We start from the raw sequence: 16382 nt of genomic DNA, 5'->3' as shown, positions 1-16382 counted from the left end.
ATTGAGCGGGGCCGTAGCGGTTATCTTATTGATATTGAATTGCTTATCGTCATGCATATTGACCTCTTCTCCCCCATGCGCTAACGTATATGCGTTGGCTTTGGGTTTGCCAGCGTGAGGGTTTTCGCACCTACCTTGATGAGACAAAGCGTCCGGATGTCGGGTGGCATCGCCGAACTCTTCGGCGCCTACGACGAAAATCTCAAGCTCCTCGAATCCACTCTGCACGTAACCACACAGCTCCATGACGACAATATTGAAATCGAGGGTAATTCCGCCGAAGTGCATCGCGCAGCGAAATTTTTGAACGATTACAATCAGCTCATCCGTGAAGGGAAGAAGATCGAGAGCGGTCAGGTGAAGGCGATGTTGCACATGGCCAACGAAGAGCCCGATTTCTCAATGCGAGGCGCCGTGGAACACGCCCACCCGCGCACGTTCGGCAAGAAACCGATTACCGCGAAGACCTCCAACCAGCGCCGTTATATGGAGGCGCTCGAAAAATTCGACATGGTTTTCGCCATCGGTCCCGGCGGAACAGGCAAAACTTATTTGGCCGTCGCCATGGCGGTTTCCGCGCTGCTCACGAAGCAGGTCAATCGCATCATTCTCGTCCGTCCCGCCGTCGAAGCCGGCGAACGCCTCGGCTTTTTGCCCGGCACGCTCCAGGAAAAGGTCGACCCTTACATGCGTCCGCTCTATGACGCACTTCACGACATGCTTGAGGCCGACAAGCTCGGCCGCTTTCTCGAAAAGGACATCATCGAAGTTGCTCCGCTGGCCTTCATGCGCGGCCGCACGCTCAACGATTCTTTCGTCATCCTCGACGAGGCCCAGAACACCACGAGCGAGCAAATGAAAATGTTTCTGACGCGCCTCGGCTTCAATTCCAAGGCCGTGATTACCGGCGACATTACGCAAATCGACTTGCCCAACGGCCGCCGTTCCGGCCTGATCGAAGCCATCGAAGTTGTCGGAAAGATCGAAGGCATCGCGATGGTTCATTTCGATGAGCGCGACGTCGTTCGCCATAGCCTGGTGCAGCGCATCATTAAGGCCTATGACGAATATGCCGGTGGCGCCGCGTCGCCGCGTTCGGCTGCGAATCATCACGCTCGTGAGGCGGGCCAGTCCGGCTCGGCTGAATAGTCTCTGCGCCATGGTAATCAATCGCCAGAAACGTGTGCGCGTCGCCTCCGTTCCCCTGGAGACTTTCCTCGGGCGCGTTATGACGTTGCTTCACGCGCCCGCTGGTTCTGTCACGGTTTGTCTGGTGGATGATGCGCAAATGGCTCGTTGGAATCGCGCCTACCGCGACAAATCAAAGCCGACCGATGTTTTGTCGTTTCCGGCAAACGGCGCAAGCCGCGGAAAAAATCCTTCGCCTTCGCCGAATGGCGCAGCGCACGGCACATATCTGGGCGATATCGCCATCGCGCCGGCTGTCGCGAAAAAAAACGCACTCGCACTGGGTCGCACTCTCAGCGAAGAATTGCGCGTGCTGATTCTCCACGGTGTTTTGCATTTGCTCGGCTATGACCATGAAACCGACAACGGCCAAATGGAGCGCCTTGAAATGAAGCTGCGCGCGCGGCTGGGGATTGGCTGAACATGGGCGTGCTCATCTATACGGCCGGCATCTTGGTTCTCGCTGCGGGCTTGGCCATCCTTGCCTATCTCGATCGCATTTACCGCCAGCTTGGCCGCGTGGTCGCCGGTCCTGCGCACGCCAATCTCGATATTTTCGTCGCCGAAATCGAGCCGCGCATGCATCTCTCGCGCGCTCGCGCCGGCGGCACATTCAGCCTGCTCACGCGCCTTGGACTCGTCATCGTCTCGGTACTCACGGCGCGCGCGGTGATTCTGTTCGCCGGCCAAACTTGGCAAATCGTTGCGGAGATGATTTTTTTCCTGGGCCTCGAAGTCATTGTCGGGATGCAGTTTCTTCCCGCTCTGTTCCTGGCGCGCACCAGCGGCCGCTGGCTGATTCCGATTCTTCCGCTCGTCCGCGGACTGGCGTGGATCATCTGGCCGGTTCAGGCTTTTCTGGAATTCACGATCTCGCTGCTCCATATTTCCGACGAAGCCGAAGAGGGTGCTCCTCCGGATGATCAGCAGGCCATCGAAGCCATCGTCGAAGCCGCGACCGAAGAGGGAATTCTCGAGCATGACGAAGCGCGGCTCATCGAGCAGGTCGTCGAGTTCAGCGATAAGCGCGTCCGCGAGGTCATGACTCCTCGCCCCGATGTCGTCGCCATCGCCGCCAGCGCCACGATTGAGCAATTGCGCCGCCTCGCCGTGGAAACGAAATTCTCGCGCTTGCCGGTTTATGAAAACGCTCTGGACGAAATCATCGGCATCGTCATCGCGCGCGATATTTTGCAGATTCGCGAAAGTGAAGCCGCCCGCCGGACGGTCCGCGAGATCGTCCGCCCGGCGCTGTTCGTGCCCGAAGCGAAAATGGGTTCGAGTCTTCTCAAGGAGATGCAGCGCAAGAATCAGCAAATGGCCATTGTGATTGACGAATACGGCTCCGTGGCCGGCATTGTCACCGCCGAGGACCTCGTCGAGGAAATCGTCGGCGAAATCGGCGAAGAGGATCGCCATCTGGCTCCCGATGTCGTCCGCGAAAAAGACGGCAGCATGGTTCTGCGCGGCAGCGTCTCGGTTGAAAAGCTGAAGGATTTATTCGGCGTCGAAGTCCACGAAGACGAGCCGGAATCGAGCGCCGCCACACTTTCCGGCCTGCTCAACCACATCGCTGGCCATGTGCCCGTGGCAGGAGAAAAAATCGCCTTCGATGGGTTGCAGTTCGAAGTTCTCGAAGCCAATCAGCGAAAGGTCCTCCGCCTCCGCGCCCGCCGCCAGGCCGAGGGGCGCGCCGCAGCCGGATATACGGCTTAATCATTTCGTTGGAAGAGGATTGTTGTCATTCCGAGCCTGCCTGTCGCCGACAGGCAGAGCGAGGAATCTGCTGTTCCCCGAAACTGTAGCAGCAAGCTCATTTTGCCGTCGCGATAGTCATCGGCAAATGTCCCGCGCTTGATATTTTCACTCCTCGGGAGTAACGTTCCTCTCCCATCTCTAAAACAGCTTACTCGGACAGAATTTTTCGCGGGGAGGCGCTATGGCACTTCAGATTCGGCTTCGCGTGAATGGCAAAGAGCACGAAAGCTCGGTCGAGCCGCGCTTGCTTCTGGTGCATTACCTCCGCGATACCCTTGGCCTCACCGGCACTCACATCGGCTGCGAAACCAGCCTCTGCGGTGCATGCACGGTTCTCCTCGATGGCAAAGCGGTCAAATCCTGCACCATGCTCGCCGCGCAGGCCAGCGGTGCCGAAATCACCACCATCGAAGGCCTCGCTGCGACGTGCAATTCTCATGGCTCCGGGAATGGCGCTTCGCTTCATCCCGTGCAGGAAGGTTTTTGGGAGAAGCACGGCCTGCAATGCGGCTATTGCACGCCCGGCATGATTCTGACCGCAACCGCGCTTTTGAACGAAAATCCCGATCCCAGTGAAACCGAAATTCGCACCGCAATTTCCGGCAATCTGTGCCGCTGCACGGGCTATCAGCACATTGTGGACGCGATTCAATACGCAGCCAAAAAAATGGCCGCCAACGGCCACTAGAAATTTCTGGCGCCGCGCCTCGCGGAGGAGATATGGCAACCGCAAACAAATACGTCGGTAGGCCGATGAAGCGCAAAGAGGACCCGCGTCTCATTCAGGGCCTCGCGCATTATGTGGACGACATTCAACTGGCGGGCATGTGCCACATGGTCGTCGTGCGTAGTCCTTATGCCCACGCGCGAATTCGTTCCGTGAACGCCTCGAAAGCGAAAGCCGCCCCCGGCGTCGTGGCCGTTTTCACCGGCGAAGATGTTCGCGGTGTGATTGGCCCGGTTCCGTGTGCCGCGCAAATTCCGGACATGAAACCCGCCATGCGCACCGTCCTCGCCACCGATAAAGTTCGCTTCGTCGGCGAGCCGGTTGCCGTTGTCGTCGCTTCTGAAAAATATGCCGCGCGTGACGCCGCCGATCTCGTCGAAGTGGATTACGATCCTCTGCCCGCCGTCGTCGATCCCGAAAAAGCCATCGCCAAAGGCTCCCCCAAGCTCTACGACAACTTCGACGATAACGTCGCCTATCGTTGGGAGCTCGAAGGCGGCGACGTCGCTGGCGCATTCAAGAAAGCCGACAAAGTCATCAAACAGCGCATGGTCAATCAGCGCCTGATTCCCATGGCCATGGAGCCGCGCGGCGTGGTCGCCAATTTCGATCCCGGCGAGCCGAAGCTCACAATTTGGACTTCCACGCAAATCCCTCATCTCGTCCGCACGCAAGTCGGCGTGATGCTCGGCTTTTCGGAGACTTCCATCCATTTGATCACGCCAGAAGTCGGCGGTGGTTTCGGCAGCAAGCTCAACGTCTACGCCGAAGAGGCTCTTTGCGCTTACGCGGCCATGAAAGTCGGCAAGCCCGTTAAATGGATCGAATCGCGCCGCGAGAATTTCCAGGCCACGATTCACGGCCGCGATTTCATCAACTACGTCGAGCTTGCCGTCAAGCGCGATGGCACGATTCTCGGAGCGCGTTACAAAATCATCGGCGACCTGGGCGCCTACTATCAGTTGCTCACGCCGCTGATCCCCACCCTGACCGCGCTGATGCTCTGCGGCTCCTACAAAATTCCTGCCGTGCGCATCGAAATTGTCGGCGCGCTCACCAACAAAATGGCCACCGATGCCTATCGCGGCGCGGGCCGTCCCGAGGCGACCTATTTCATCGAACGCGCCATGGACATCGTCGCAGCCGAGTTGAAGAAAGACCCGCTCGAGATTCGCCGCAAGAATTTCCCTAAACCGAAAGATTTTCCTTACGCCACGCCGACCGGCCTGATTTATGACACGGCGAATTATCAGGGCTGCCTCGAAGCCGCTTCGAAAAAATCCGCTTACGCAAAATTGCGCAAAGAACAGGGGGCCGCGCGCAAGGCCGGCAAGATCATGGGCATTGGCGTCTCCAGCTACGTGGAAATTTGCGCCATGGGTCCGTCGAGCGCCATGCCCGCCGGCGGCTGGGAAAGCGGCACGGTTCGCATCGAGCCTACAGGCAAAGTGAAAATCCTCACCGGCTCTTCGCCGCACGGCCAGGGCCAGGAAACCAGTTTCGCGCAGATTGGCGCGGACATGCTCGGCGTTGCTCCGGAAGACGTTCTCGTCGTTCACGGCGATACGAGCCAGGTTCCCTACGGCATCGGCACCTTTGGCAGCCGCGCGACCGCCGTCGGCGGCACGGCTGCATATAAATCGCTCGAAAAACTGCGCGACAAGCTGGCCAAAATCGCCGGCCACATCCTCGAAGTCGATCCGGCGAAATTGGTTTTCGCTGGCCACAAAATTCAATCCAAATCCGATCCGCAAAAATCCATCGCCTTCGGCGAAGCCGTCGGCGCCGCCTACGTCGCCAAGACGCTTCCGCCCGGTGTTGAACCCGGTCTCGAAGCCACCACGTTCTTCGAGCCTTCGAATTTCACGTTTCCGTTCGGCACGCATGTTTGCGTCGTCGAGATCGATCGCGACACAGGCGAAGTGAAGCTCACGAAATACATCGCCGTCGACGATTGCGGCAACGTCATCAATCCGCTTCTCGTGGATGGCCAGATTCACGGCGGCATCGTGCAATCCGTCGGACAGGTGCTCTTCGAAGAAGCCGTATACGACAAGGATGGCCAGCTCATCTCCGGCGAACTTACCGATTACGCCATTCCGCGCGCCGCCGATCTCCCGCGTTTGGTCACCGATCGCACCGTCACGCCGACTCCCGTGAATCCGATGGGCGTAAAAGGCGTCGGAGAAGCGGGCACCATCGGCGCAACGCCCGCGCTCGTCAATGCCGTCGTGGACGCGCTCGCGCCGTTCGGCATCACCCACGTGGATTTGCCCATCAAGCGCGAAAAAATCTGGCAGCTTCTGCAAAAAAGCGCTGGCAGCGCGAAAGCGCAGTCTCGGAGGGTGCGATGATTCCCGCCGCATTTGAATATCAAGCGCCAAAGACTCTCGACGAAGCTCTGCGCCTCCTCAGCCGGCACGGCGACGAAGCCAAAATCCTCGCCGGAGGCCATAGTCTTCTTCCGCTGATGAAGCTTCGTCTCGCTTCACCGCGCTATGTCATCGACATTGGCCGCTTGCGCGGCATGGATTACATTCGCGAAGAGAGCGGCAAAATCGCCATCGGCGCGCTTGTCACGCATGCGCAGGTCGTTGTCTCCGAATTGCTCCGGGAGAAATGCCCTTTGTTGCCGGAGACGGCTTCCGAAATTGGCGACATGCAAGTCCGCAATCGCGGCACGCTCGGCGGCAGCTTGGCTCACGCCGATCCTGCCGCCGATTATCCCGCCGCCATTCTCGCTCTCGACGCCGAAATCGTTGCGCAATCCAGCGACGGCGGCAAGCGCGCCATCCCTGCCGCGGAATTTTTCATTGATTTGCTTTCCACGCAGCTTCGCCCGGGCGAAATCCTCACCGAAGTTCGCGTACCTGTGAAGCGCGCCGGCGAAGGCGCGGCCTATCGCAAATTCCATCAGCCCGCTTCCGGCTTTGCAATCGTCGGAGCCGCCGCGCGCGTAGTCGTCGGCAAAGGCGGCAAAATCGAAGACATCGCGCTCGGCATGACCGGCGTCGGCTCGAAGGCCTATCGCGCCTCGGCTGTCGAAAAAGCGCTGCGCGGCAAAGCGGCCAGCGAGAAACTCATCGCCGATGCCTGCGCCAGGGCCGCCCAGGGTGTCGAGCCTCTTTCCGACATTTTCGCTTCCGCCGCGTATCGTCGCGAAATGGCCGGCGTTTTTGCACGCCGCGCTATCGTCCTTGCCATCGAGCGCGCCCAGTCTCCCGCCGCCGCGTCTCCCGCGCCCGCCAAAGGCAAGCGGAAATGAAGTTGCAGGGAAGCGTGACGCTGCCCGCGCCGCGCGAAGCGGTCTGGCGGCTTCTCACGGACCCGCAGCGCCTCGCCAAATTGCTTCCCGGCGCGCAAAAGCTCGAAGCCGATGGCCCTGATCGGTACAAAGTCGCCATGAAATTCGGCATCGCCGCATTCTCCGGAAATTTTCAGGGCAGCGTCGAACTCGCGCAGAAAAAGCCGCCGGAATCGTTTCAGATGCTTGTCGAGGGCCGCGGCGCTCCCGGCTTCCTGAAAGGCGCGGGCGCCATTGCGCTGCAGGAAAAGGCCGGGCATACCGTAGTGAAGTATGATGGCGAAGCGCAGGTCGGCGGCGTCATCGCCTCCGTTGGCCAGCGCATGATCGAAGTCGCGGCGAAAAAAATCGTCCAGCAATTTTTTGAAGCCGCCGCCGCCGAATTGAAGAAGAGCGCCGGACCCTAGCCCGGCCATCCGATTCCGTTCGGATTAGCGTAAAAGGAATAGCGGTCAAACTCAATTCATGAAGGAGCGTGTCATGAAGAAAGCTGGAATACTCGCAGGCAGTGCAGTGATTCTCGCCGGTCTCGCTTTTGCAGCTCCAAAGCCGCAAACCTTCACCGGCGCCATCAGCGACAGCATGTGCGGCGCATCGCACATGATGGAAGGCACGGCGAAAGATTGCACCCTCAAGTGCGTCGCGGGCGGCAGCGCATTCATCCTCGTGGATGCCAAGGGGAAAATTTATAAGCTGAGCGATCAGGCCAAGCCGCGCGCCTTCGCGGGCGAGAACGTCACAGTCACCGGCACGCTTAATGGCGACATGATCGACGTCGCCTCGATCGCCGCCGCAAAGTGAAAACGCGCACAGCGCGTTTTCATCCTGAGCGAAGCCGCTGGAAGCGGCGAGCGGAGGATCTGCTTTTTTCCTCTCGTCGCGGTGGACTGCTGCTGGTAGGGCGGCCTTTCCGGGCAGTATGTCACTTCTTCTGCTAGAATTCCGTTTGTGCAAACGCTCAAACGGCGCGTCCGAGCCTGCGTCTCCTCGAAATCTCCAGCATCTCGACCATGCTGAACGCTGTGCGTTACTACTGGACGATCTCGAAAGGCTATCGTCTGCGGCCTTGGAAAAGTCCCTATATCCAATGGCGCATGGAAACGTTCTTTGGCGCGGAAGCCGGCGAACTTGACGCGCGTCGTTTCTTTCGTCTCATGTGGCGCGAACGCGCGCGCATGCGCCGCTTCATCGCTTGGGCCAGTGAACGCCGCCGCGAACAGCGCCGCTCCCGCATTTCGTAGCAAAGTAAATTCGCGCAGAGCCTTTTCGCTAACCATATCCTGCGGGAGCGGCCGCCCGCGAGTGACGAGAAGCATTTGGCCTTTTCTCGTCACGCATCACTTGTCACTCATCACTGCCTTCAAAACACCTGCTCATCCGCCGACGGCCCATAAATCGACGGTACCGGCACATCGTTCAATCGCAGGTAGACGCTCAGTTGTGCGCGATGATGAATCATGTGATTCATCACAAATCCGCGCAGCACGACACTCTTCGGCAGCGTGAAAACCGCCTTTCCATTCGCAATCAGCGACCACGGCTTCATCAGTTCTTCGTCGCTGGCTCCCGCAATCGCCGCGCGTCCGGCAGCGGCTCGCTTGTCGAATTCTTCCAGCAGTTGTTTCCGCGAAGTCATTTTCAGGGACATGTTTTGCGGCGGCGGATTTCCCGATGGATTCACCTCCACGGAATTTTGCAGTACGGTCTCTTTGGCCCAGCCGGGGATCTCCGCCACATGACCCGCCAGCCGGTCGAGCGGCATGGACTTCGGATGCGGCTTGAAGTCGTTTTTTCCTTCTGGGACGCGTTCCAGCACCTTTCGCGTCGTTGCTACCTCGTGGTCAAATTCGGGTAAAATCATGTCGCGTATCGCCATCGTTTCCTCCTGGAAAGCATTCGTCTCTCAAGTATGCGGGTAAACTTTTCCAGCTTCTGGCCCAGACTTCATATCGGATGCGCACCGCGTTTTTCCGATGCAACTTCTCGCGTTGACTTCCCTCGCCGCCCGCTCCTACAATGGGCCACCAATGCCCCAATCTCCTTCGTTCACCGGCCAAACCGTCTCGCATTATCGCATCCTCGAAAGGCTTGGGGGCGGCGGAATGGGCGTCGTCTACAAAGCCGAAGACCTCGAACTCGGCCGCTTCGTCGCCATTAAATTTCTGCCTGAAAATGTCTCGCAGGATCCGCAAACGCTCGAACGTTTCCGCCGCGAAGCTCGCGCCGCCTCTGCTCTGAACCATCCCAACATTTGCACCATTCACGAAATCGGTCGCGTCCCTCCTCAGCCGGGCGAACAAGGCGACGGCCATCCCTTCATCGTCATGGAGTATCTCGAGGGAGCCACGCTCAAGCACCTCATTACCGGTCGTGCTCTGGAACTCGATCACCTCCTCGATATCGCCATCGACGTGAGCGACGCGCTCGATGCCGCGCACGCGCAAAGCATCGTCCATCGCGACATTAAGCCCGCCAATATTTTTGTCACCAGGCGCGGCCACGCCAAAGTTCTCGACTTCGGCCTCGCCAAATTTCAGTCCGAAGGCGCCGATGGCGATACGACAACGAGAGGCGAAATGCCCGAAGCTCATCTTACGAGTCCGGGAACAGCGGTTGGCACGGTCGCTTATATGTCGCCCGAGCAGGTCCGCGCCAAACCTCTTGATTCGCGCACCGACATTTTTTCTTTCGGCATCGTCCTCTACGAAATGGCCACCGGCCTCCTCCCGTTTCGCGGGGAAAGTTCCGGACTCATCACCGAAGCCATTCTCAACCGCACTCCCGTTCCTCCCATTCGCCTCAATCCCGATTTGCCGCCAAAGCTGGAAGAGATCATTCAGAAAGCTCTCGAAAAGGACGCCTCGCTCCGTTATCAGCACGCCTCCGATTTGCGCGCCGATCTTCGTCGCCTCAAGCGCGACACTGATTCCAGCCACCGCGTCATCGCTGCCGATGACTCCACCGTCCCGGTTGGAGTTGCGCGCGGTAGTGATTCGAGCCGCGGTGCGGTAAATGCGCCCGGCTATGTACCTCCCGTAGGGGCGGGGCTTGCCCCGCCCGCGCCTGCGACAGCAGGCGAATCCGGCCATTCATCGCCCGCCGCCGTCGCGCCACCCGCGGACCATCACTCCGGCTCCTCAGTCGTCGCCGTTGCCCGCCGCCATAAATTCAGCGGTCCCGACATCGTCATCATCTCACTCGTCGTCATCGCCGCCGCATCGTACGGCGTTTACGCCTTTCTCCATCGCGCGCCCGCGCTCACCTCCAAGGACACCGTCGTCCTCGCCGATTTCGTCAACACCACAGGCGACCCCGTATTCGACGGCACTCTGCGCCAGGCGCTCGAAGTCCAGCTCGAACAGTCGCCATTCCTCAACATCCTCGCTGGCGACCACATCCAGCAGACCCTCAAATTGATGGAGCAGTCCGCCGACGCCCGCCTCACTCCAGAAATCGCCCGCGAAGTCTGCCAGCGCACGTCCAGCTCTGCGGTCCTTGATGGCTCCATCGCGCAAATCGGTGCGGAATACGATTTAATTCTGAAAGCTGTGGACTGCGCCAATGGCAACTCCATCGCCAGCGCCGAGGCTGAGGCCGGTGACAAAAATCACGTCCTCGACGCCCTCGGCAAGGCTGCCTCTGACATTCGCGCCAGGCTCGGCGAATCCCTCACAACCATTCAAAAATTCGACACACCCATCCAGCAGGCCTCCACCTCTTCCCTCGAAGCTCTTCAAGCCTATAGCCGCGGAATGCAAATGATTGCCGCCAGTGATATGGTCGGCGCAGTCCAGCCGCTTCAGCAGGCCGTCGCTCTCGACCCCAACTTTGCCGTGGCCTATGCCGCGCTCGGCACCGCCGTCGGCAATATGGGCGAGTCGGCCCTCTCTGCCCAGTACGCGCAGAAAGCCTATCAGTTGCGCGATCGCGTCAGCGAGCGAGAAAAGTTCTATATCGATTCTCACTATTTCATGTATGTCGCTGGCGACGCCGATAAGGCTCGGCAGGCTCTTGAAAACTGGGCCCAGGATTATCCTCGTGACGAAGCTCCGCCCACAGACCTGGGCTCCGTAGACACTTTCCTCGGCGATTACACGAATGCCCTCGTGGAATCGCAGAGGGCTCTTCAGTTGGATCCCAGCGGCCTGAGCTACTCGAATCTCGTGGGCACCTTCATTGTTCTAAATCGTTTTGACGAGGCGCAGGCCGTCGCCCAGCAGGCCCAGGAAAAGAAGCTCAACTCCAGCTACCTTCGCCTTTTCCTGTATCAGCTTGCCTTTTTCCGCAGCGACGCCGCCGGCATGGCCCAGCAAGTCGCTTGGGCCACGGGCAAACCGGGAGTCGAGGACGTGATGCTCGGAATGGCGTCGGATACTTCCGCTTATTATGGCCAGCTCCGCAGTGCCGAGCAGTTTTCGGCGCGAGCACAATCATCCGCCGAGCAAGCGGGCGAAAAGGAAACCGCCGCTGACTACGAGGCCGAAGCCGCTTTGCGCGAAGCGCTCTTCGGCAACTTACCCCAGGCGGAAAAGGACGCCGATGCGGCGCTGAAACTCTCCACTGGCCATGACGTCCAGTTCTTGGCAGGCTTGGCCTATGCCCTCGCTGGAAATACCGCAAAAACCCAAGCCGTTATCGACGAATATTTGAAGGGCTTCCCAGATGACACCATCGTCAAATTCAACTATTTGCCCTCCTTGGAAGCGCAACTCGCTCTTTCCCGCCGCGACCCTGCAAAAGCCCTCGAAGCTCTCCAGCCTTCCGCGCCTTATGAGCTGGGCCAGCCTCTCGGTTCAGGTGTGACCTTTGCGCTCTACCCGGTTTATGTCCGAGGTGAAGCCTATCTAGCATTAAATCAGGCCGGGCAGGCCGTTGCCGAATACCAAAAAATTCTCGACCATCGCGGCGCTGTCGTAAACGCTCCCATCGGTGCCCTCGCCCATTTGCAAATCGCCCGCGCCTATGCCCTTGAAGCCCAATCTTCGCAAGGCCCCGACGCCGACACCGCCCGTGCCAACGCCCGCAAGGCCTATCAGGATTTCCTCGCTCTCTGGCAGCACGCCGACTCCGCCATTCCTCTTTACAAGCAAGCCCAAGCCGAATACGCCAAACTCCCTCCCGCCAATTAATCTCTTCTTGGCTTTTACGCTGCAAACCGCGGGTGGCCCATCCTTCGCGCCCGGGCTGCGGCATGCAGTCCAACATGAAGAAGGCGCAAAGGGTGGGGTAATCCCGATGCATTTGCCTTTGTAGGGCCCGATTGCATTTATCGGGCCGTCGCGCGTAGCGCGCAACCAATCCTTTCGATTCGCTCGCCGGGTGGCCCATCCTTTGCGCCCGGGCTGCGGCATGCAGCCCAACATGAAGAAGCCGCAAAGGGTGGGGTGGTCCCGATGCATTTGCCTTTGTAGGGCCCGATTGCATTTATCGGGCTGTCGAACGCATCGTTTTTGCCTTCGTAGGGGCGCTGCTTGCTGCGCCCGTCGCGACTCCCCGAGTCGCGCTGCAGTTTTACCCGGCGCACTTTCATTGTCATTCCTAGGAGTGCCCGCTCCCCGCCACTTTGCTTCTCCTCTAACTTCCAGCCTCCAATCTCCAGCCTCCAGAACCCATTGACTCCCGTGTTAAAATGCCTTTTGTCACTATGACGCACAACGAAAATGTTCGGCGGCCATCTTCTTTCCCAGTCAGGGGTCGGCTTGCCTAGAAAAGCCTCTGGCTCTGCGCCTTCGCAATGTCCGCGGCATCAATCTATGATTTTTTTAATCGACATACGCGAAATTAGAAATCGCTCTAACTCGTTGATAATAAACAATGCGGTGCATTTCTAATCGACTGAGATAACGCATTTTTAATTTTGGCTGCAAAACACGGTTATGGTTTTTGGGATTTCGGTCAGATGCGAAAATTGCTCAACGCCGAGGCTTAGGAATAAATGAAAAGCTGGGCCAACCTCGCCATCGAAAAGGCGCTCGCCCGCGGCGCCACCTATGCCGACGTGCGCGTCATGGATATTCGCCACCGCGACGTTTCCACCAAGAATGGCCAGGTAGGCCGCGCCAGCGAAAGCGAATCGCTCGGCCTCGGCCTTCGCGTCATCGCACAGGGTTCCTGGGGATTTGCCTCCACGGATCGCCTGACGCGCGAGGGAGTCGAAGCCTGCGTTGCCCAAGCCGTGGCCATCGCCAAAGCATCGGCTCTCGCCAAGCGCCACGACGTGGTCATGGCTCCCGAGCAGCCCTGCGTCGACACGTGGCAGAACCCCTTCATCAAAGATCCATTTCGCATTCCCATCGAAACGCAAATCGGCGTGCTCCTCGCGGCCGACGCGGAAATGCGCAAAGTGAAGGGTGTGACGCTCGCCGAAGGCTCCATGTCATTTCGTAGAATCGACCAACTTTTTGTCTCCAGCATTGGTTCCGCAATTCATCAGGTGAAAATGCAATCGGGCGCAGGAATCGTCGCCACCAGTTTTGCCGGAGAAGAAATTCAAAAGCGTTCGTATCCGAATAGTTTTGGCGGCCAGCACATGCTCCGCGGCTACGAATTAATTGAAGAACTCGATCTTGTCCGCCACGCGCCGCGCATCGCTGAAGAATGCGTCGCGTTGCACAGCGCCGCTCCGTGCCCGGAAGGGAAGCGCACCATCATTCTCGATAGCTCGCAGCTCGGTTTGCAGATTCACGAATCCATCGGCCATCCCATCGAACTCGATCGCGTCCTCGGCATGGAAGCGAATTTCGCCGGCATGAGCTTCCTCACTTTAGAAAAACTGAATTCTCTGCGCTATGGTTCGGACATCGTCAACGTCGTCGCCGATGCGCGTCTCGCGCACGGCCCTGGCCTCGGCACTTTCGCTTACGACGACGAAGGCGTTCCCGCGCAGTGCACTCCGATTATTTCCAGCGGCCTTTTCACCGGCTATCTGACAAATCGTGAAACCGCCGCGGCCATCGGCCAGCCGCGCTCCAATGGCACTATGCGCACGGAAAGTTGGAACCGCTTGCCGATTATCCGCATGACCAACATCAGCATTCTTCCCGGCGACCGCAAATTCGAAGACCTCATCGCCGACACCGACGATGGGATTTACATGGAAACGAATCGCTCCTGGTCCATTGATGATCGCCGCTATCATTTTCAGTTCTCCACCGAAATCGGCTGGGAAATCAAAAATGGCAAGCGCGGCCGCATGATTAAAACGCCGAGCTACAGCGGCATCACCACGGAATTCTGGAACAGTTGCGATGCGATTTGCTCGCGGGATTACTGGACGCTCTGGGGCACGCCGAATTGCGGCAAAGGCCAGCCCATGCAGACTATGGGTACAGGTCACGGCGCCGCGCCGGCGCGTTTCCGTAATGTGAAAGTGGGAGTCGCATCATCAAAGTCATGAGCAAGAAAAAGAAATCGCGAACTGCGCATCGTGCTTCGGCGAAGAGCCGCCGCGCCGGCCACATCAGCGCCGCCGGCCATCGCCTCGGCGCCTCGGCGCTTCACCGCATCACGGAAAAAATCATCAAGTTCAGCGAGGCCGATGAAACCGAAGTCGACGTCACCGCCGTGACCAGCGCGCTCACGCGCTTCGCCAATAACACCATTCATCAAAATGTCGCGGAACAGGGCCTCACCATTTCCGTTCGCGCCGTGGTGGACGGCCGCACGGCTCGCGCCTCCACAAACAAAACCGACGATGAGTCTTTGCGCCGCGTCGCTCGCGCCGCTTTGGATCTCGCCCGCGTTCAGCCGCGCAATCCCGATTTGCTGCCCATCCTCGGCTCGCAGAAAATTCAAAAAGTGAATCGCTTCATCGAAGCCACCGCCAATGCGACGCCCGCGGACCGCGCTCGCGCCGTGGCGCGCGTCTGCCAGATGTCGGACAAGAACAAGCAAACAACGGCGGGGATTTTTTCCACCGGCCTCTCGGAAATCGCTCTGGCAAACTCGCGCGGGCTTTTCGAATTTTACGAAGACACGCGCGCGGAATTTTCCGTGACCATGCTGGAAAAAGATTCTTCCGGCTGGGCCAAGGCCACATCCGCCCGCGTCGGCGATATCGATTCGGAAGCGCTGGCGCAGCGTGCCAGCGAAAAATGCGCCGCGTCGCGTTCGCCGCGGGAGATTCCGCCGGGACGATATACGGCGATCCTGGAACCTCCGGCCGTTCTCGATCTCGTGGGATTCCTGTTCTACGACTTTGCCGGCACGTGCGTCGCCGACCAGCGTTCCTGTTTCACGGGCCGCATGGGCAAAAAACTATTCGGCGAAAACATTTCCATTTGGGACGACGTCTATCACCCGCTGCAACTCGGCCCTCCCTTTGACGGCGAAGGCGTTCCGCGAAAGAAAGTCACGCTGGTCGAAAAGGGTATTCCGAAAAATCTCGTCTATTCGCGGGCGACGGCGAAAAAAATGAAGGCTCAGCCCACCGGCCACGGGTTTTCATTGCCGACGGAAGATGGCGAGGCTCCGTTTAACCTTGTTTTCGCCGGCGGCAACACGCCAGCGGAGGAAATGGTTCGTTCGACCGAGCGAGGACTTCTCATCACGCGCTTGTGGTACATCCGCGAAGTGGATCCCTATCAGAAAGTTTTGACGGGCATGACGCGCGATGGCACATTTCTGGTCGAGAATGGCCGCGTCACTGGCGCGGTGCGGAATTTCCGCTTCAATCAGAGCATTATCGAAATGCTTTCGAACGTTGAAATGCTCGGCCCTTCCGTGCGCGCGTCCGGGGAAGAGTCATTCGACATGGTCGTGCCCGCGATGAAAGTCCGCGATTTCCATTTCACCGAAGTCACGAAATTCTAAGCGGCTTTTTCACGCAATTGCCAAGCGAAAATGGAACGCAGAGAGGGAATCGCTGGAGAATCTCGCGCGAAAGGATGGAATTACGAGTACAGCGTCATGCCCAGCCACAGCGCCAGGGCCAATATCGCAGCAACGAACAGGAGGGTCCGCACACTCTTCTTGCGAGTGGCAATGACCACAACAGCGAGCCCACAGACGAGGAATCCCGCCTCAGGCCAGAAGAATGCCGATGACGACGGCCCTTGCAGTTCGCTGAGGGCATGCTGATAGAGGACGGAACCCATGGAGCCCAGGCCAGTGACCACCGCAGCGACCATCCCTGCCAGCGCCAGGCCGCCGATCCACTGCGGTAGCGCGGACTTGCGCTGCGTCTCGCGCCAATCCCACCATGTCTGCCCCACCACCAAACCCACAATCAAAACGATAAATAGGGCCATAGCCTCGCCTGAGTGACCACAGTGGCAAAGGGCAATTCTGCGGCCAGGAGGCACGGTACTATGTGGCCTGCTATGTGCTTATATATCAGCATTTTACCATTTCTCTGCACAGCCGGTTGCGGTGGCTTTGTCCGAAGATTTGCACATTCTCGTACAC

14 protein-coding genes are annotated in these 16382 nt (G+C 58.8%); 12 read left to right on the top strand and 2 right to left on the bottom strand.

Annotated features, from left to right (window positions below; genetic code table 11):
- The first annotated feature begins 156 nt into the window (after nucleotides 1–156).
- The 9 genes from VGR81_05660 (at nucleotide 157) to VGR81_05620 (ending at nucleotide 8218) form a co-directional block, all read left to right on the top strand.
- The gene (locus VGR81_05660; GenBank protein HEV2288424.1) at nucleotides 157–1149 is read left to right on the top strand and encodes a PhoH family protein; all 993 of its coding nucleotides are present in this window, start codon (nucleotides 157–159) and stop codon (nucleotides 1147–1149) included.
- A gap of 10 nt (nucleotides 1150–1159) precedes the next feature.
- Entirely contained in the window at nucleotides 1160–1609 is a 450-nt protein-coding gene (gene ybeY / locus VGR81_05655; GenBank protein HEV2288423.1) for an rRNA maturation RNase YbeY, read from the top strand.
- Nucleotides 1610–1611: 2 nt separating this feature from the next.
- Nucleotides 1612–2904, top strand: a complete 1293-nt coding sequence (locus tag VGR81_05650; GenBank protein ID HEV2288422.1) for a hemolysin family protein — start codon at nucleotides 1612–1614, stop codon at nucleotides 2902–2904.
- A gap of 223 nt (nucleotides 2905–3127) precedes the next feature.
- On the top strand, nucleotides 3128–3634 hold the full coding sequence (locus VGR81_05645; GenBank protein ID HEV2288421.1) for a (2Fe-2S)-binding protein: 507 nt from the start codon (nucleotides 3128–3130) through the stop codon (nucleotides 3632–3634).
- A 32-nt stretch (nucleotides 3635–3666) separates the two neighbouring features.
- On the top strand, nucleotides 3667–6027 hold the full coding sequence (locus tag VGR81_05640) for a xanthine dehydrogenase family protein molybdopterin-binding subunit (protein ID HEV2288420.1): 2361 nt from the start codon (nucleotides 3667–3669) through the stop codon (nucleotides 6025–6027).
- On the top strand, nucleotides 6024–6938 hold the full coding sequence (locus VGR81_05635; GenBank protein ID HEV2288419.1) for a xanthine dehydrogenase family protein subunit M: 915 nt from the start codon (nucleotides 6024–6026) through the stop codon (nucleotides 6936–6938). The genes VGR81_05640 and VGR81_05635 overlap by 4 nt, the downstream gene beginning before the upstream one ends.
- Nucleotides 6935–7384: a carbon monoxide dehydrogenase subunit G gene (locus VGR81_05630; protein ID HEV2288418.1), complete on the top strand. Its 450-nt coding sequence runs from the start codon at nucleotides 6935–6937 to the stop codon at nucleotides 7382–7384. Before VGR81_05635 ends, VGR81_05630 begins: the two co-directional genes overlap by 4 nt.
- Before the next feature lie 73 nt (nucleotides 7385–7457).
- Nucleotides 7458–7778 carry a DUF5818 domain-containing protein gene (locus VGR81_05625; GenBank protein HEV2288417.1) on the top strand — a complete coding sequence of 107 codons (321 nt, stop codon included), beginning with the start codon at nucleotides 7458–7460 and terminating at the stop codon, nucleotides 7776–7778.
- Between the two features lie 209 nt (nucleotides 7779–7987).
- Nucleotides 7988–8218 carry a hypothetical protein gene (locus tag VGR81_05620; GenBank protein HEV2288416.1) on the top strand — a complete coding sequence of 77 codons (231 nt, stop codon included), beginning with the start codon at nucleotides 7988–7990 and terminating at the stop codon, nucleotides 8216–8218.
- Between the two features lie 119 nt (nucleotides 8219–8337).
- On the opposite strand, the gene VGR81_05615 is transcribed toward VGR81_05620, so the two are convergent.
- Nucleotides 8338–8853: a DinB family protein gene (locus VGR81_05615; protein HEV2288415.1), complete on the bottom strand. Its 516-nt coding sequence runs from the start codon at nucleotides 8851–8853 to the stop codon at nucleotides 8338–8340.
- A gap of 151 nt (nucleotides 8854–9004) precedes the next feature.
- Here VGR81_05615 and VGR81_05610 point away from each other — a divergent pair, with 151 nt between their 5' ends.
- From VGR81_05610 to VGR81_05600, 3 genes are all read left to right on the top strand, one after another.
- The gene (locus tag VGR81_05610; GenBank protein ID HEV2288414.1) at nucleotides 9005–12106 is read left to right on the top strand and encodes a protein kinase; all 3102 of its coding nucleotides are present in this window, start codon (nucleotides 9005–9007) and stop codon (nucleotides 12104–12106) included.
- Nucleotides 12107–12912: 806 nt separating this feature from the next.
- Complete coding sequence (locus VGR81_05605) at nucleotides 12913–14373, top strand: TldD/PmbA family protein (protein HEV2288413.1); 1461 nt, start codon at nucleotides 12913–12915, stop codon at nucleotides 14371–14373.
- Nucleotides 14370–15788: a TldD/PmbA family protein gene (locus tag VGR81_05600; GenBank protein ID HEV2288412.1), complete on the top strand. Its 1419-nt coding sequence runs from the start codon at nucleotides 14370–14372 to the stop codon at nucleotides 15786–15788. Before VGR81_05605 ends, VGR81_05600 begins: the two co-directional genes overlap by 4 nt.
- Before the next feature lie 80 nt (nucleotides 15789–15868).
- Here the strand turns inward: VGR81_05600 and VGR81_05595 are convergent, their stop codons facing one another.
- Complete coding sequence (locus tag VGR81_05595) at nucleotides 15869–16225, bottom strand: hypothetical protein (GenBank protein ID HEV2288411.1); 357 nt, start codon at nucleotides 16223–16225, stop codon at nucleotides 15869–15871.
- Nucleotides 16226–16382: the final 157 nt, after the last annotated feature.

The sequence above is a fragment of the Candidatus Acidiferrales bacterium genome, assembly GCA_035934015.1.
Taxonomy (GTDB): domain Bacteria; phylum Acidobacteriota; class Terriglobia; order Acidiferrales; family UBA7541; genus DAHUXN01.
This window is presented reverse-complemented; position numbering and strand designations above follow the sequence as displayed.